The organism is Rhodococcus sp. PSBB066, from assembly GCF_017068255.1.
In the GTDB taxonomy this organism is placed as follows: domain Bacteria; phylum Actinomycetota; class Actinomycetes; order Mycobacteriales; family Mycobacteriaceae; genus Rhodococcus; species Rhodococcus aetherivorans.
In genome coordinates this window covers 1398429-1415283 of sequence record NZ_CP070859.1, presented here as the reverse complement: position 1 = coordinate 1415283, position 16855 = coordinate 1398429, and the positions used below count along the sequence as shown (strand labels likewise).

Sequence of the window (16855 nt, the reverse complement as noted above, 5' to 3'; positions counted from 1 at the left end):
GCGGCCGCGACAGCGCAGGCCGACGCACGGAGTCCCCAACCCCTACGGGACACACTTTCGTTGCGAGTCGCCGGAGTCCCTCCGTTCAGAGATCGGCGAGGAAGGCGAGCAACATTCCGGTGACGAGTTCCGGCTGTTCCTCCGCTGCGCTGTGACCGACTCCCTCGAGCAGGGCTTTCCTGCGCAAGTTGGGAAGATGGCTCTCCAGACGGTCGTAGAGGGGAGCGAATCGGTCCAACGCGGGATCCGCCGCTCCACCGATGAACAGACTGGGCTGCTGCAGCTTCAGGCCGTCGAGGAACGAGCTCTGCTCCCAGATGCGGTCGCGGTTCCGGTAGAAGTTCAACGCAGGCCCGAACCCGGTGCGCGAGTATTCGCTGACGTAGTAGTCCAGGGCGATCTCGGGTAGCCAACCCGGGAGGAACTCGGGGTCGAAAACCGTATCGAGAAAGTTCTCGCCCTCCGCGACGAACTGGCGCCAGCGTTCCTCACCGACCGCGCTGCCGGAGACCGAGTAGTAGATGCTGCGCAGCGTCGTGCGGACATCGGCATCCATGTGTCGCTCGGCTTCACCCGGCGTCTGGAAATAGTGCTGATAGAAGCGCGTACCGGTCTCCGCTTCCAGCTTCTTCCAATTCTCACTCGGCCGGCAGGGCTCGCGGGGAGGGACAGGGGTGTTCAGCATGGCCAGGGCATGGAACAGATCGGGGCGCAGCTGGGCCGCCGCATGGGCCACGAACGATCCGAGATCGTGGCCCACGACCACGGCCGAGGTTTCCCCGAGGCCGCCCATCAACCCGACGAGGTCGCCGACCGCATCGAACACATTGCAGTCCTGCACCTGCTCGGGACACCCGCTCCGCCCGAACCCACGAATGTCCGGTGCCACCACTCGATATCCGGCCGCGGCCAGTGCACGGATCTGCCGGCGCCACATGTACCAGAGGTATGGGATGCCGTGCACCAGCACCACCAGCGGACCTTCCCCCTCCTCGACATAGTGGATACGCATTCCGTTGACTTCCGCGAATCGATGCAGGAAACCGTGAGGGTCGTCCACGGTAGGCGCTGCCGTTTCCTCGGCAGAATCCGATCTTTGCATAGTCATTCAATGTTCTCCCAGTTGAAGCGCGACGGACACGTTCCGCGGATCAGATTCAGGGTTTCCCGGAACGGAGTGGCGCCGCCGCAGAAGGCAAACCGATTCAGGATGGGTCACTCATTGCAAGGATGGGTGCGCCGGGCACGCCCCCGGTATGCGCACTCGCCCGAGATCGCGGACCAGTTCGTGCGCCTGATCCCAATTGCCGTATCCAGCAGTAGGATCCAAATGCCCGGCATCTCCCGCATCGATCAGACGGCTACCCCAGTGTTCGGCCATGCCGGCCACGCGGCGGAAGCAGGCCAGGGCGTCGTTTCTGCTGGCGGCAACGATGCTGCGGAACGGCAGTCGCCTTCGGGGCAATGGATTCCAGCCGTGGCGGTCGAGATCCTCGGTGGAGGGGTATCCATCGGGCAGCGGTAGTTCGAAGTCCGGTGGAGCCACCAGCAGCGCTCCGTCGACGGGGCGGTTGGGTTGCCGAGCCCAGTGGACAGTGGTGAGCACGCCGGCACCATGGGCGACGAGGACAACCGGGCCCGCGATGCCGGCGAGGACCGCCTCGAGCGCCTCAACCCACGCGGTTCGGCTGAGCGGGGCACAGCCGGGCGGCGCGACAATGCGCGCCTTCTCCCATTTCTCGGCGAGCAGGCACTGCCAGTGGTCGGCGGTGAGGGGGACGAAACCGGGGACGAGTACCACGGTAGGCGGGGTGATGGTGGTGGTGCTGGTGGTGTTCACGGTCGGCTCCGGTAGATCGCGTCGGGGATGTGCAGGAGATCTCTTGTGATCCGTCGATACCGCTCCGAATCCCACTCGCGGAGTGCGTCTTACATGGAATTCCGCGCGCGCTTCCTCCGCGCCGGATCCCGGCGGTGTGACCGCCGACGGCCGGGCGTGAGTTCGGTTGCTGTGCGGGGTGTCATGACGTCGACTGCGTGGACATCGCGTGAAACGTCATGGATACGCGTTGACGGGAAATCGTTCCGACGACTCCTCCGCCCGACTGCGGCGCTCTTCCCGCCGCAAAGGACCCGCCGTGCAACTTCGATGACCATCGCCGAAACCAGGGAGTCGGGTAGTCGAATCCGGTTGCGGCCGTTCCTCGGCCCGATGGCCGCAACCGGATTCGAGTGGTGTCGATCTGCGGTGGTCAGTCCTGCCAGCTGCTCAGGTCGCGCGCCGCGATGCCGTGCTCGGCGCAGTAGGTGTTGTAGCGTTCGATGTGGGTCTTGTGAGTCTCCTGCCACAGGATCTTGTTGTCCTGGTCGAGGAACAGCAGTTCACCGACGAGATAGAAGAAGACCTCGGTGTCTTCGAGGCTTTCGGGGGTGTGAGAGGAGCCGGCGACCTCGTAGACGGTGTCGCCGCTCCGGGAGATCCAGTTGTTCTCCTTGTAGCGCCAGGCGCCCTTGACGGTGTGCCCGACCACGATGCCGGTGTGGTAATGGGGCGGCAGCTCGAGCCCCGCCGGGATCTTCATCGAAACGACGATCTCGGCCCGTACGGGGTCGACCTTCCAGTACTTGAGGAACACCTGGTCGGTGAGTGGAGTGAACGGGATCCACGGATTGTCGTCGCCCTTGATGTAGTTGACGTCGAGTTGTTGAGCGGTCTGCATGAGAATCTCCTTCAGGGGGTGCTGTGGGTGGTCCGGGCCGTCGCCGTCAGAATGGCTGGTCTCCGATGATGGTGGCGCGTTCCATCTTCCGGACGGCCGGCCAGTAGTCCTGCACTGCGTAGTGCTGGGTGCTGCGGTTGTCCCAGATCGCGACGCTGTTCTTGGTCCATCGCCAGCGAACCTGGTACTCCGGGATCGCGGCGCGGCTGATCAGGTAGTTGAGCAGGTTGCCGGAGCCGGGCGCGAAATCCGTCCCGAAGCGCACGTTCTGCGGGGTATGGAAGTTCACGAAGTGAGTGGTCACGCCGTTGACGTAGAGGATCTTCTCGCCGGTCTCGGGATGCGTACGCACCACCGGGTGCTCGGGATCGGGGAAACGCTCTTTCAGTTGGTGGCGCAGTTCCATGGGCTTGGCTGCGCCGAAAAGGGTTTCGAAGCTACTGCGAGCGCGAAGTCCGTCGATCTGTTGCTTGACGTGCTCCGGGAGATCCCGGTACGCCTGCACCATGTTCGCCCAGATCGTGTCCCCGCCCACCTCCGGTGTCTCCACGCACCGCAGGACAGCGCCCATGGCTGGACGCTCCCGCCAGATGGTGTCGGAGTGGAAGACGTTCTCGTAATGCTCGGGCGTGCTGTCCGCGTCCTTGTACAGCAGCACCAGTCCGGAATCGTTGGGCGCGTTGGGGTGGGGCTCCTCGAGGGGACCGAATCGCTCGGCGAAGGCGACGTGCTCGGCGCGCGTGATGTCCTGATCCCGCAGGAACAGTACCTTGCGCTCGAGCAGAAGAGCCTTCGTTTCGGCGAACAGCGCATCGTCGCGGGCGATCTCACCGAGAGTCACATCGAACAGTTCGGTACCGATATACCTCGAGAGCGGCTTCGCCTTGATCAGTGGCGGCGCGTGATCCGCGTCGACGGGGGCCTGTTCTTCGGCGTGGAGCATGTTCTTCATCTGAATCCTCCCTGGTTGGGATCTGGCCTGGTTGATCAGGACATGAGGGTGGGGCGGGCATCGGGTGCAGCCGCACATGCCGGACCTGCGAACGTCGGGTCGGGGCCGATGGCCGTGGCCCCGAGGTGCTCCCGGCCGGAGCTTCTCCGTCCGGACGACGGCGCCACCTCTGTCCGTGACGCGTGCTTCCCGATCCGACACCGTGTGATTTCGGTAACCAGAGCGTAGACCCGCACACGCAATATTTCTTGACTCTGCGTGGCAGAATCATTGACATTACGGGGCACGTAAGGAGTCGCATGAACCCCCTGGTCCGCAACACCACCTTGAGCGCCTACCTGGACTTCATGCGCTCCGTCGGCGTGGACCCGCTCCCACTGCTGAGGTCGGTCGGCCTGAGCACAGCCGACCTGGCCGTACCCGGTCAATGGATCGCCGTGCACGCGGTCGCCGAACTGCTCGAAGTGTCCGCAGACGCGACCGGCTCGGCGGCCTTCGGCCTTCAGCTCGCGCAGACCCGGCGCTTGTCCGTCCTCGGCGCGATCGGACTCGGAGCCCGGGAGGAGCCGGATGTGCGTAGCGCGCTGCAGTTGATCAGCCGTTACGAGCATCTGCACAGCGAGGCGTTCCATATTCGGATCTCCGAAACCGATGGTCTGGCCACCGTCAAGATCGAGCTGGACCTGGCGGCGACCGTCAAGTCACGCCAGCTCGTCGAGCAGGTCGTCGGCACCACCGTTCGCGTCGTCCGCGCCTTGGTCGGGGGTGCGTGGAAGCCTGTCACCGTGTGTTTCCGGCACGACCCCCCGGCCGACCTCACCGTTCACCATCGCGTCCTCGAATCCGAGATCCGCTTCGGCGCAGAATTCGACGGACTCGTGATGTTCGCCGATGACCTCGAGGCCCCCAACAGCCTGGCCGACCCGCTGCTGCGTCCCCTGGCCAGACAGTACGTGGAAGGAATCGCCGCCGGCCGACCCGGAGACGACCTCGACCGGATCCGCGAACTGGTCGAGGCCCTGCTCCCTACCGGCCGGTGCTCGCTGCAGCAGGTCGCCCGAACACTGGGCGTGGACCGCAAGACGGTGCACCGCCGCCTGGTGCGTGCCGACACGACCTTCTCCGCCCTCCTCAACTCCACCCGCCTGGATCTGGCGCGCCAGTACGTCGGACACCAGCGCCGACCGCTCGGCCAAGTCGCGGAACTGCTCGGGTTCTCCGAACCCTCCGCGTTCTCACGGTGGTTTCGCGGCGAATTCGGCGCCAGCCCCACGTCGTGGCGCGCCACCCACAGAACCGGGGACGTCTCCCGCCCCGACCCGTCGACCGGCGCGGAACAGTCCACGCACTGACGTCGGACGCTACCCCGTCGACGACACTGCGACCCGGACCCGAGGAGACATCGACCACGGGTCGGCAGGCGTACGGACTCGGCGGCGATGGAGCATCTTTGCGCACTCCACTCGGGACAGAATGTCAACTCGGGTGCCACGTCAGGTCAAGCACTCGGGCGCCGACCCGGGCTACTGTGATGTCCGCCACCTCGAAGTGGTCGCCCGCACGCACCTCGATCCCGGATCGCCCCGCCGCCACAACGCCCGAGTGCGAGAGTGCCGCGGAGGACCGCGGAGGACCGCGGAGGACCGCGCCGGCATACGGCTCGGACGCGCCACATCGGATCGCACCGATCGCGGGCGCCGAGAGGTGAGCTGAACCGACCGTCTGAGGAGCGTCCATGGAAACAAAGGCCACGCCGGAGATCGACTGCGCGTCTGCCACATCGCCCCCACCGACGCCTCGATCCAGGATCTACCCCTGGGTCGTGCTGGCGCTCATCCTCGGACTGATGCTGTCGGACTACATGTCCCGGCAGGTACTCAGTTCGATCTATCCCTTCCTGAAGCAGGAATGGGATCTGTCCGACGCCGAACTGGCCTCCTTCCACAGCGTCGTCGCGCTCATGGTCGGTCTGCTGGCACTACCCTTGTCGATCCTGGCCGACCGGTGGGGTCGCGTGAAGAGCATCGTCCTGATGGCGACCATCTGGAGTGTGGCCACGCTGCTGTGCGCGGTCGCCGCCGGCTACGAACAGATGCTGGCGGCCCGATTCCTGGTCGGTGTGGGAGAGGCGGCATTCGGTAGCGCAGGGATCGCAGTGATCTTCAGCGTCTTCGCTGCACGCCTGCGCGCCTCCCTCAGCGGCGCCTTCTATGCAGCAGGAGCAATGGGCTCGGTGATCGGTGTCGCCCTCGGCGGCACCGTCGCCACCTCTCTGGGCTGGCGGTGGTCGTTCGGCGTCATGGCCGTCATCGGGTTCGTCCTGGCCGGATTGTTCAGCCTCGTGGTCACCGACCGCCGAATAGTGCAGCAGCAGAGTCCGGAGGCAGAAGCCCCGCCCGCAGAGTCCGGCACGGACGGATACCGTGCGCCGCTGTCGAGCCTGTTCTCGAGCGTCTCGGTGGTGTGCGCATACGCCACCGCGGGTCTGCAGATGTTCACCGTCGGCGCGCTGACGGCATGGTTGCCGAGCTTCTTCAACCGCTACTACTCTCTCGCGCCCGACCGGGCCGGAGCGGTTGCCGCAGTGTATTTCCTGGCGATCGGCCTCGGAATGCTGGTCGGCGGGATCGCCACCGATCGGATCTGCCGCAACACCCCGGACCGGCGGTGGAGCGTGGCACTCGCCTTGTGTGCAGTTGCAGCACTGCTGTTGATCGTCGGCTTCGGCCTCGAGCCGGGACCGCCGCAACTGGCGCTGCTCGCCGGCGGTGCACTGTGTGCCGCGTCCATCTCCGGAGGCATCACTTCGGTGGTCGCCAGCCTTACCCACCCCAGTCTGCGGGCGTCCGCCTTCGGCACCGTCACCATGTCCAACAGTGTCTTCGGACTTGCCCTGGGACCGTTCGTGGTAGGCCTCGCCGCCGACCGGATCGGCCTCGACGTCTCCCTCCAATGGGCACCACTGGCATACGTGGCCGCCGGGGTGCTCCTGATCATCGGACGGCGGACGTATTCGGCGGGAGTGCGGCGGGTGGAGGCCCTTCGACCGGACACCTCCGTCCGGCCGACGTCCCTGGCAGACCGCACCCGAACACACGGCTCGCACGATTCGTCGTCGAATCGCGTTGACAACGAATCGAATCGGCTCGACAACTGACCAACTGCCCCCTATGCTTCACGTCGGGCCATCGCGCGCCGACCGCACAGGGCGCGCAGCCGTTCCGCCCCTCGGATGTCCACGCACTCCGCCGACCGCAGCGCACTCCGCCGATACGGGCCGCAGACGGCACGCCGGGCCGGCGCCTCCGCCGTGAGGAGAATCGTCGCCGATCGACCCGGAGCGTCCGGCCCCGCCCTTCTCGACTCATCGAACCAGGAGAACCACATGCTCAACGGACTCATGATGGATGACTATCAACTGACGATCGCGGCGGTGGCCGAGCGCGCCGAGTACTTCCACCGCAACAAGGAAGTGGTATCTCGACGTCCGGACGGCAGCATCGTACGGTCCACTCTGGGAGCATGTGGCGCACGTGCCCGTCGGCTGGCATCAGCGCTCGCACAACTCGGCGTTGCCGACGGCGACAGGGTAGCCACACTGATGTGGAACCAGATCGAACACATGGAAATGTACCTCGCGGTACCCGCGATGGGCGCGGTGGTCCATACCCTCAATCCGCGCCTGCACCCCGACGAACTGAGCTTCATCGTCGGTGACGCGCAGGACCGGGTGCTCGTGGTGGACGAATCCCTGCTGGACGTATTCGACAGCATCCGAGAAGGACACACCTTCGACCATGTCATCGTCGTCGCCCACGACGAACCGGCACCCGAGGGAACGCTGGACTACCACGACCTCGTCGACTCGGCGGCCCCGATGTCGTGGCCCTCTGTCGACGAGCATCGAGCTGCCGCAATGTGTTACACGTCTGGGACCACCGGGCGGCCGAAGGGAGTGGTCTACTCCCATCGGGCGTTGGTCCTGCACTCCCTGACCGCAGCGCTTCCCGACACGCTGGGGGTCTCCGCACGCGACACGCTGCTTCCGGTCGTCCCGATGTTCCACGCCAACGCCTGGGGCCTGCCGTATGCCGCGGCACTGATCGGCGCACGACTTGTACTGCCCGGCCGGCAATTGGACCCGTCCAGCGTGCTCGACCTGCTCGCGGACGAGCGGGTCACGATAACGGCAGGGGTACCGACGGTGTGGATGGGAATGCTCGCGGAGCTGGATGCGGATCCGCATCGGTGGGACCTCACCCGGCTCGATCGGCTGATCGTCGGCGGTGCCGCCGTCCCGCGCAGCCTGCTCGAAGGCTTCGACCGCCATGGTCTCACTGTCGTCCAGGCATGGGGAATGACGGAAACCACTCCGCTCGGCAGCATCTGCCGACTGCCCGACGATCTCGACGACGGCAGCCGGGACGAGCAGTACGAGTTCCGATCCCGGCAGGGCATCGCCGTGCCCTTCGTGGAGATCCGCGCCCGCCGGGAAGAGGGCGACCTGATCGACTGGGACGACAAGTCCATGGGAGAACTCGAAGTCCGCGGTCCCTGGGTGGCCGCCGCCTATCACAACGGGTCGGGTGCAGACAGCTTCACCCCTGACGGGTGGTTCCGCACCGGAGACATCGTGCGTATCGATCATCGCGGGTGCATCCGCATCTGCGACCGGGCCAAAGACCTGGTCAAGTCCGGGGGAGAGTGGATCTCCTCGGTCGATCTCGAAAACCACCTGATGGCTCACCCCGCCGTCGCAGAGGCAGCCGTGGTGGCGGTCCCCGACGCGCGGTGGGGCGAGCGACCGCTGGCGGTCCTGGCCCTGCGCGAGGGGAAGTCCGTCGATCCTGACGCCCTCAGAGAGCACCTGTCCACCGAGTTCGCCAAATGGCAGATGCCGGACCGTTTCGAGATCCTTCCGGCCATCCCCCGAACGGCGACCGGAAAGTTTCGGAAAACGGCATTGCGTGAGCAGTTCTCGTGACCGAATGTCACATGGGTTCGATCGAACCGTACCCATGTGACATTCGGCCGGTCAGCGGGCGGCCGGGCAGCCGACCGGCGGGCAGCGGCCGGTCGGCGGGCGGCCGCGGCTCAGCGCTCGATCCTCGCCCGCAGCAGGAAGGTGTTGTAGTCCGACCACGTCGAGAGCATGAAGTACAGGTCCTCGTCCGTCGACCATGGATGGACGAACCCGCCGTACAGCTCCGGGTGTTGTTCCACGCCGACCAGCCGCATGCTCTCCGACCACACTCCCTGGGGCGACTCGGCCTCCCGCACGACGATCGCGGCCTTGGCGGTGTCCAGGTACGTCATCTGCCAGCGGTCCGCGGCGGCGTCGTAGCGCACGGACAACTCCCCAGCGGGGCCGTGCACGACCGGCGTCGCCGCAGTGTATCCGCCGGCAGGGGTCCAGTTCCCGTCGCGCCAGTACTGGTAGGCGCCCGGCTCGAGCACCCGGTCCTCGGGCACCCGGGCCAGCGCCACCGAGCCGAGCCGGGTATTGGGGGTGCCGAACAGGTAGACGTATCCGTGTGCCGGCACCGCCGCGGCCACCTGGAAGTTGGTGACGCCGAAGATGTTGTCCCACTTGGCGTACGGATCCTTGGTCCAGGTGGAACCACCGTCGTCCGAGTACGCGATGCCACCGTGGTTGGTCCACCACGTGCCGGGAATGCTGTTCCAGGTCCGGATGGACATGTACGTCAGGTACTGGCGGTCGCCGACCGCGAATCCCGACGTCGGGATCGTGGTGATCTCGACGTTGTCGAGCTTGCGGCTGCCGAGGATCTCGGCGGCATGGCACCGCGAGTCCTGCACCATCGAGTCGAAGCTCATCCCGTCGGCGAGATCACGGTCGGTGGAGAAGGCCAGCACGTTGCTGCGCCAGTCGTCACCCTGCCCGCCCGGCGGATGGAAGCCCCTGCCGACGGTGTCACCGAACGCGACGGCGATCCGGCCGGGCTCCGACTCCCACATGATGCCCAGATCGGTGCCGTACACCTGCCAGCGCTTGTCGGTCCGGGTGACCGATCCGGCGCCCGTCTGCTTGGCGACGGTGGAGACCTCGACGACCCGCGGAGCCGGGAGCGCGGGCGCCTGCGGGGCGGGCTCGATCGGCGGGGTCTCGGGCGCCGGAAGCGGCGGCAGCGGCTCGGCCCCCTCGCCGGGCACCGGGATGCCGAGGTGGAAGGGACTGGGCTTCAGGGCGATCCGGGGAAAGACCGGATCCGGGGTGACCGGCTCGTCGGTCAGGTCCGGGCACGGATCGGCGCACGGGTCGACCGGCAGCGGAGGCGGATCGATCCGCACGGTCTCCGGTTCCGGCGCCGGGTACGGCACGGTGGTGATCACCGGGTACGGCACCGGGATGTCGAGGTCCTTGGGGATCAGCGACTCGTGCTGCCACGTGTCGCTCGCACACGGGCCGCTGCCGGGCACCCCGTCCGTCGCGGGCTCGGCGGGTGCGGCATGCGCCGGCGTCGCCGCCAGCACCGCAGCGAGCAGCGCGATCACCGGCGCCTGCCGTGTCATGGGTTCCCTCCCGTGCGTCACCGTGCCGGACGGCCCGGCGCCGCACAGGAGGGTACCGCCGGCGCGTCCGGGCGGCTTCCCGACGTGGATCTGCGCCTTTATATCCCTCTCTCGGAAAAGTTCGAGAAAGTCGTAGAGTTCCGAATCAACGGAACTCGTCGGGCGTGTACTCGCGGGGCTCCACCAGCACGAGCCAGTTTCCCGAGTTGTCCCGGAACACGGCCTCGACACCGTAGGGACGCTCGGACGGCGGCTGGGTGAACTCGACCCCCTTCGCCGTGAGCTCCTCGTACGTCTTGCGGCAGTCCGTGGTACGGAGCCCGAAACCGCCCATGGTGCCGTCGGCCAGCGCGCGGCGCACCGCCGCGGCCATGTCCGGGCCCAGGGGTGGGCCGGGCACCATCAGCGTCACCTCGAGTTCCGGGTGGTCCGGGTGCGCGACGGTCACCCAGCGGAAGCCCTCACCCATCGCCACGTCCGCGGTCTCCACGAACCCCAGCGTGTCGACATAGAACTTCTTCGCCTCGTCCTGATCGGTGACATAGAGGGTGAACAGGGAGATGTTGGTGATCACAGCGTGTCCTCCGGGTCGGTGGTGCGGCACGCCTCGACCGTAGATCGACGGGAACGGTGCGGGCTTCTCCCAAATTGCGCAGTTCGACGGCGGTCGCTCAGACCGTGCATGAACACCCAGCAGCCCGGGATGCGGGGCGCACCGGACTCGGCGAACGTGGCCTGATACTCGGTGGGAGTGACGCCGACCAGCTGACGGAACCGGGTGCCGAACGACCCGAGGCTGCTGTACCCGACGAGATGACAGATCTCCGTCACGGTCAGGTTCGTCGCCCGCAGCAGGTCCTGCGCCCGCTCGATGCGTCGTTCGGTGAGGTGAACCCCGGGCGTCCTGCCGTACACGGCGGTGAAGCAGCGCAGGAAGTAATACTTCGAGACCCCCGCGGCGGCGGCGAGCCCGGCGAGGTCGAGAGGTTGCGCGTATTCCCGGTCCGCGAGATCGCGGGCGCGGCGCAGGTGCGGCAGAAGCTCCTCGGGCACGCGGCGCGGCATGCGCCCAGTATCGCAAGGCCCCGCTCGACAGGAATTTCTGTCCATATCTAGGAGACGTCGTAGAGATCGCGATTTCGTCTCGACTGTGCGAGGCAGGCCGTCGCACGGAATCGCCCGAACCGGACAAACCGGCCGGAAACGCGGTGGGGGACCGGGCAACCCGCGCATCCGGCCCCGAAGGCAACGATTGTGTAACGTATCCGGGAGGTTCCTGTCCCGACAAGCGGAGGTGATCGTCCGTGCTGCTGTCCGAAGTCCGTGCCCGGCCCGGGTACTCCCTGCTCGTGGGGGTGGGGCTGATGGCCTCGGCGATCGTGGTCGGTGTCCACCTCGAGAACGCCGTCACCGGATACCTCATGGACCTGTCCGTCTTCCGCGACGCGGGGTGGGCATTCCTGCACCACACCCCCCTCTACACCGAGGGCTTCCACACCAACTCGGGATTCCGGTTCATCTATCCGCCGTTCGCGGCGTTCCTCTTCGCCCCGCTCCCCCTGCTCAACGCGACGTTGATGCAGGTGCTGTGGACCGCGGGATTGATCGGCCTGGTGTGGTGGGTGCTGAAGGTCTCGCTCGACCGCATGGACGTCCGTCGCGCGAACGTGGTCGCGACCGCCGCGCTGGGCGTGGCGCTCTGGCTCGAACCCATCCGGTCCAACTTCCTGTTCGGGCAGATCAACATCATCCTCATGGCCCTGGTCGTCGCCGACGTCCTCGGTGTGATCCCGCAGCGGTTCCGCGGCGTCGGGATCGCGCTCGCCGCCGCGATCAAGGTGACCCCCGCCGCGTTCGGTGTGCTGTTCCTGCTCCGTCGGGACATGCCGTCCGCGGTGCGCGCCTTCGGTGCGTTCCTCGCCGCCGCAGGCTTCGCGTACTGGCTGCGCCCGGAATCCTCCGTGTACTTCTGGACCACCGAAGCCTGGGCCACCGACCGGGCCGGAGACCAGGACTTCTTCCGCAATCAGGCGCTCAGCGGCCTGCTCGCCCGGCTCGGCCTCGAGGGCCACGCGTACACCGCGGCGTGGCTCGCGGGCGTCGCGCTCGTCGTCGGAGCGGCGCTCTGGGCCGCCCACCGCTTCACCCAGGCCGGCGAGCACGTCGTCGCCCTCGGGGTGATTGCGCTGGCGACCCTGCTCGCGGCGCCCATCGCGGTCACGCACCACTGGGCATACAGCGTGCTGCTCGTCGCGGTCGCGCTGGCTCCCCGGTACCGCTCGTGGTGGCCCGTGCTGCTGCCGGCCACGCTGGTCTTCCTCGTCGGACCCAACTACCTGCTCGAGGACACCTCGACGCACGGCTGGGTCGAGTCGGCCATCCAGCAGACCCTCGGCAACGCGCAGTGCGTCACCGGTCTCGCGGTGCTCGTCGCCGCGGTCGTCGCGGCACGTTCCCGCCGCCCCGACGCGGTCCCGGCGCCGGTCGGCGCTCGCACCGCTCAGCTCCAGAACGCCCCGGCCAGGACGTAGATCGCGGTTCCGGCCACGGTGCTCAGCGCCGCGCTGCGCCGCCACAGGTGCACCGCGACGGTTCCCGCCAGGCCCAGCACCGCCGGTAGCCACGTCGCCGGCCCGACGTCGCGCAGGGTGTACATCACCAGGATGACCATCACGCCGGCCGGCATCGCGGCGCCGAGGTACCCCACCACGTCCGACTCCCGCAGCCGGGCGAGCGCGGCGAACGGCGCCGCCCGCAGGCCCACGGTGACGAGGAACATCGCGATCAGGGCAGCGACGACGTAGCCGGCGTCCGGTACCGGCTCAGGCACGGGCCACCTTGTTGCGGTAGACGAACCGCACCAGCAGGCACGCGACGAACAGTCCCAGCGAGATCACCAGCATGCCGTCCTTCGACACGGCCGCCCCGACGAGGCCGCACACCACCGCGAGAGCCGAGGCCGGCAGGTCCCGCCCGAGGCGGAAGGCGTCGAGCGCGAGCACGGCGAACAACGCGGTGAGGGCGAATTCCAGGCCCGACAGCCCCGTCGGCAGCGCCGCGCCGATCAGGGCGCCGACGGTCCCGGAGGCGACCCACAGCAGCTGGCAGGTCGCCGCGACCGTCAGCATCCGCGGGCCGGTCAGCTCGTCGCGGTGCTTGGTGGCGACGATGGCATAGGTCTCGTCCGTGAGGGCGTAGACACCGTACGCCCGGCCGAGCCGGCTGCGGATCTTCTCCAGGGGGAACGACAGCCCGTAGAACACGTGCCGGAAGTTCACGAGCAGGGTCGCCGCGGCGATCGACGCCACCGGCGTCACCGCACCGATCAGGCCGACGGCGAGGAACTCCATCGAGCCCGCGTAGATCACCGTCGAGAAGACGGGCGCCCACCACCAGTCGAAGCCCGCCTGCGTGAGCACGACCCCGAACGCGAGGCCGAGCGGGATCAGGCCGAGACCGACCGCCCAGGAGTCGCGGACACCCGTGCGGATCTCGGGGAGACGGCTACCGGACACGGCTCCAGGCTATGGGGTGCCCTGTTCGACGGCCGCACCAGGACTCTGCGTTCTTCCTCCGAGAACCCGCCCCAGATTCCGTGCCGTTCCCCGGCCTCGAGCGCGTGCCGGAGACACTGCGTCCGCACAGGACAGGATTGGCAGATCCGCTTCGCGGCACGAACTCTGTCGGTGCGCGCCTCACCCCGTTCGTTGTCCGGATGGAAGAACGTCGCGGCATCGGCGTCCCGGCAGGCGGCGTGCAGCTGCCAGTCCCAGGACTCCGTGATCGCCGGGGGCAAGGTCAACAGCTTGGGCGCGGGCATGATTCTCCCTTCTCTGGGCGGCTTCGCCGGTGCGTCCTCGAGGCGGTGGGGGCCGCCCGAGGGACTCACGTGCGGCGGAGGCGCCGGATGGTGCGGACGAGGGTGTCGGTGGAGGTGTCGCCGGTGTCGGGGTCCGCCGCGCCGGTCAGGGCCGGTGCCAGGGCCAGGGCCTGGGTCTTGCCGAGTTCGACGCCCCACTGGTCGAACGAGTCGATGCCCCAGATCACGCCCTGGACGAAGGTCTGATGCTCGTACAACGCGATCAACTGGCCCAGCGTCGCCGGGGTCAACGCCGGGGCGAGCAGGGTGGTCGAGGGCCGGTTGCCGGGCATCACCTTGTGCGCCACCAACCCCGGGTCGGTGCCGTCGGCGGCGACCTCGGCCGCGGTGCGCCCGAACGCGAGCACCTTGGCCTGGGCGAGCATGTTCGCCAGCAGGATCTGGTGCATGCTGCCGGTCCCGTCCCGGGTGGGCAGGTCCTCGCACGCGGCGGCGAACCCGACGAAATCGGCCGGGATCAGCCGGGTGCCCTGGTGCAGCAACTGGTAGAACGCGTGCTGCCCGTTGGTGCCCGGCTCGCCCCAGAAGATCTCCCCGGTGTCGTGGTCCACCGCGGTGCCGTCCCGGCGCACGCTCTTGCCGTTCGACTCCATGGTCAGCTGCTGCAGATACGCCGGCAGCCGGGCCAGGTCCTGACTGTAGGGCAGCACCGCCCGCGACTGCGCCCCCAGCACCGACGCGTACCACACCCCCAGCAGCCCGAGCAGCACCGGCGCGTTCGCCTCCAGCGGGGCGGTGGCGAAGTGCTCGTCCACGGTGTGCATCCCGGCGAGGAACTCGGCGAAGCGCACCGGGCCGATCGCGCACATCACCGCCAGCCCGATCGCCGAGCCCACCGAGTACCGCCCGCCCACCCAGTCCCAGAACCCGAACATGTTCGCCGGGTCGATGCCGAACTCGGCGACCTTGCTCGCGTTCGTGGACACCGCCACGAAATGCGCCGCGACGGCGTCCTCGCCGAGCGCGGCGACCAGCCAGCGCCGCGCGGCGGTGGCGTTGGTGAGGGTTTCGACGGTGGTGAACGTCTTCGACGCCACCACGAACAGCGTGGTGGCCGGGTCCAGCCCGGTCAGCTGCGCGGTCAGATCCGCCGGGTCGATGTTGGCGACGAACCGCACCGCCGGGCCGTCGGCGTAGTGCCGCAACGCCCGCGCCACCATCGCCGGGCCCAGATCCGAGCCGCCGATCCCGAGGTTCACCACCGTGGCGATCGGCTCGCCGGTGGCGCCGCGCCAGGTGCCCGAGCGGACCTTCTCGGCGAAGCCGGCCATCGCGTCGAGCACCGTGTGCACCTCGGCGACCACGTCGGTGCCGTCCACGGTCAGCGTCGCCGACCGCGGCAACCGCAGCGCGGTGTGCAGCACCGCCCGGTCCTCGGTGGTGTTGATCCGGTCCCCGGCGAACATCGCATCGCGGCGGGCCTCGAGCCCACACGCCCGGGCCAGATCCAGCAGCAACCCCACCGTGGTGTCGGTGATCCGATGCTTGCTGTAGTCGATGTACCACTCCCCGACGGTCAGCGAGAACCGCTGCGCCCGACCCGGATCCGCCGCGAACAACCCCCGCAGATCCACCGCCTCGAGCTCGCCACGATGGGCGGCCAGCGCCCGCCACGGCGCCGTGCCGGTGAGTGTAGTTGTGGCCATGTTCATTCGGACTTTCCTTCCTCAGGCCAGCGCCCGCAGGCGGGGAGCGAGATCCTTCTCGAACAGGTCGAGGAAGCGCCGCTGATCGTGCCCCGGCGCGTGGAACACCAGATGGTTCAGCCCCGCGTCGACATACGCCGCGACCTTCTCCACCGCCTCGTCCGGATCCGACGCCACGATCCACCGCCTGGCCACCTGCTCGATCGGCAGCGCATCGGCCGCCGCCTCCATCTGCACCGGATCGTCGATGCTGTGCTTCTGCTCCGCCGTCAGCGACAACGGCGCCCAGAACCGGGTGTTCTCCAGCGCCCGCTCCGGATCGGTGTCGTAGGAGATCTTGATCTCGATCATCTTGTCGATCGCCCCGGCGTCCCGCCCGGCCTTGCCCGCACCCTCGGCCACCGCCGGCAACAACTTCCCGGTGTAGAGCTCCATCCCCTTACCCGAGGTGCAGATGAACCCGTCCCCCGCCCGGCCCGCATACCGCGCCACCACCGGACCCCCCGCCGCGATGTACACCGGGATCCCGCCGGCGGGCACGTCGTAGATCGACGCCCCCTTCGTGGTGTAGTACTCCCCGTCGAAGTCGACCCGCTCCCCGGTCCACAACTCGCGCATCAACGCCACCGACTCCCGCAACCGCGCGAACCGCTCCTTGAACTCCGGCCACACCCCCGCATACCCGGTGGCGATCTCGTTGAGCGCCTCCCCGGTGCCGACCCCGAGCATCACCCGCCCCGGATACAGGCACCCCATCGTCGCGAACGCCTGCGCGATCACCGCCGGGTTGTACCGGAACGTCGGGGTCAGCACCGAGGTCCCCAACTGCAACCGCGAGGTACGCTCACCGACCGCGGTCATCCACGCCAACGAGAACGGCGCATGCCCCCCGTTGTGCCGCCACGGCTGGAAATGATCCGACACCGTCGCCGAATCCATCCCGTGTTCCTCCGCCAGCACCGCCTGCTCCACCAGCTCCCGCGGCCCGAACTGCTCCGCCGACGCCTTGTACCCCAACTTCAGACCCTGCGACACCACCAACTCCTCGTCGTCGGAAACCTCGGAAACGACGGCAGGACGCGCCGCGGCACGCAGCCGCGAGTGCGCGTCCTGCCGTTGCCGT

At 68.0% G+C, this 16855-nt stretch carries 16 protein-coding genes; 4 read left to right on the top strand and 12 right to left on the bottom strand.

What is annotated here, in order from left to right:
* Positions 1-85: 85 nt before the first annotated feature.
* From JYA75_RS06585 to JYA75_RS06570, 4 genes are all read right to left on the bottom strand, one after another.
* Positions 86-1060 (bottom strand): alpha/beta hydrolase, encoded by a 975-nt coding sequence (locus tag JYA75_RS06585; RefSeq protein WP_231385965.1) that lies wholly within the window; start codon positions 1058-1060, stop codon positions 86-88.
* A gap of 159 nt (positions 1061-1219) precedes the next feature.
* Complete coding sequence (locus JYA75_RS06580; RefSeq protein ID WP_203329810.1) at positions 1220-1840, bottom strand: alpha/beta hydrolase; 621 nt, start codon at positions 1838-1840, stop codon at positions 1220-1222.
* Between the two features lie 412 nt (positions 1841-2252).
* On the bottom strand, positions 2253-2720 hold the full coding sequence (locus JYA75_RS06575; RefSeq protein WP_006940945.1) for a 2,4'-dihydroxyacetophenone dioxygenase family protein: 468 nt from the start codon (positions 2718-2720) through the stop codon (positions 2253-2255).
* Positions 2721-2766: 46 nt separating this feature from the next.
* Positions 2767-3663 carry a TauD/TfdA family dioxygenase gene (locus tag JYA75_RS06570; RefSeq protein ID WP_168580654.1) on the bottom strand — a complete coding sequence of 299 codons (897 nt, stop codon included), beginning with the start codon at positions 3661-3663 and terminating at the stop codon, positions 2767-2769.
* A gap of 308 nt (positions 3664-3971) precedes the next feature.
* Here JYA75_RS06570 and JYA75_RS06565 point away from each other — a divergent pair, with 308 nt between their 5' ends.
* The 3 genes from JYA75_RS06565 to JYA75_RS06555 all read left to right on the top strand — a co-directional run bounded on the left by JYA75_RS06565 (position 3972) and on the right by JYA75_RS06555 (position 8656).
* Positions 3972-5024: an AraC family transcriptional regulator gene (locus JYA75_RS06565; RefSeq protein ID WP_029546525.1), complete on the top strand. Its 1053-nt coding sequence runs from the start codon at positions 3972-3974 to the stop codon at positions 5022-5024.
* A gap of 383 nt (positions 5025-5407) precedes the next feature.
* Positions 5408-6829 (top strand): MFS transporter, encoded by a 1422-nt coding sequence (locus JYA75_RS06560; protein ID WP_203329809.1) that lies wholly within the window; start codon positions 5408-5410, stop codon positions 6827-6829.
* 228 nt (positions 6830-7057) lie between these two features.
* Positions 7058-8656, top strand: a complete 1599-nt coding sequence (locus JYA75_RS06555; protein ID WP_203329808.1) for a long-chain fatty acid--CoA ligase — start codon at positions 7058-7060, stop codon at positions 8654-8656.
* Positions 8657-8766: 110 nt separating this feature from the next.
* On the opposite strand, the gene JYA75_RS06550 is transcribed toward JYA75_RS06555, so the two are convergent.
* The 3 genes from JYA75_RS06550 to JYA75_RS06540 form a co-directional block, all read right to left on the bottom strand.
* Entirely contained in the window at positions 8767-10206 is a 1440-nt protein-coding gene (locus tag JYA75_RS06550) for a DUF4185 domain-containing protein (protein WP_203329807.1), read from the bottom strand.
* A gap of 145 nt (positions 10207-10351) precedes the next feature.
* Entirely contained in the window at positions 10352-10780 is a 429-nt protein-coding gene (locus JYA75_RS06545; RefSeq protein ID WP_006940919.1) for a VOC family protein, read from the bottom strand.
* Positions 10777-11271 carry an AraC family transcriptional regulator gene (locus JYA75_RS06540; protein ID WP_203329806.1) on the bottom strand — a complete coding sequence of 165 codons (495 nt, stop codon included), beginning with the start codon at positions 11269-11271 and terminating at the stop codon, positions 10777-10779. Before JYA75_RS06540 ends, JYA75_RS06545 begins: the two co-directional genes overlap by 4 nt.
* A gap of 239 nt (positions 11272-11510) precedes the next feature.
* On the opposite strand from JYA75_RS06540, the gene JYA75_RS06535 reads away from it, so the two are divergent.
* Positions 11511-12737 (top strand): glycosyltransferase family 87 protein, encoded by a 1227-nt coding sequence (locus JYA75_RS06535; RefSeq protein ID WP_203329805.1) that lies wholly within the window; start codon positions 11511-11513, stop codon positions 12735-12737.
* Here the strand turns inward: JYA75_RS06535 and JYA75_RS06530 are convergent.
* From JYA75_RS06530 to fgd, 5 genes are all read right to left on the bottom strand, one after another.
* Positions 12707-13036, bottom strand: a complete 330-nt coding sequence (locus JYA75_RS06530; protein WP_168580252.1) for an AzlD domain-containing protein — start codon at positions 13034-13036, stop codon at positions 12707-12709. The two genes, JYA75_RS06535 and JYA75_RS06530, sit on opposite strands and share 31 nt — an antisense overlap.
* The gene (locus tag JYA75_RS06525; RefSeq protein ID WP_185713237.1) at positions 13029-13721 is read right to left on the bottom strand and encodes an AzlC family ABC transporter permease; all 693 of its coding nucleotides are present in this window, start codon (positions 13719-13721) and stop codon (positions 13029-13031) included. Before JYA75_RS06525 ends, JYA75_RS06530 begins: the two co-directional genes overlap by 8 nt.
* The gene (locus tag JYA75_RS06520; protein WP_037201217.1) at positions 13652-14026 is read right to left on the bottom strand and encodes a WhiB family transcriptional regulator; all 375 of its coding nucleotides are present in this window, start codon (positions 14024-14026) and stop codon (positions 13652-13654) included. Before JYA75_RS06520 ends, JYA75_RS06525 begins: the two co-directional genes overlap by 70 nt.
* Before the next feature lie 65 nt (positions 14027-14091).
* Positions 14092-15732, bottom strand: coding sequence for a glucose-6-phosphate isomerase (gene pgi / locus JYA75_RS06515; RefSeq protein WP_185713530.1), 1641 nt, complete (start codon positions 15730-15732; stop codon positions 14092-14094).
* A 21-nt stretch (positions 15733-15753) separates the two neighbouring features.
* Entirely contained in the window at positions 15754-16767 is a 1014-nt protein-coding gene (gene fgd / locus JYA75_RS06510; RefSeq protein ID WP_203329804.1) for a glucose-6-phosphate dehydrogenase (coenzyme-F420), read from the bottom strand.
* Positions 16768-16855 lie beyond the last annotated feature (88 nt).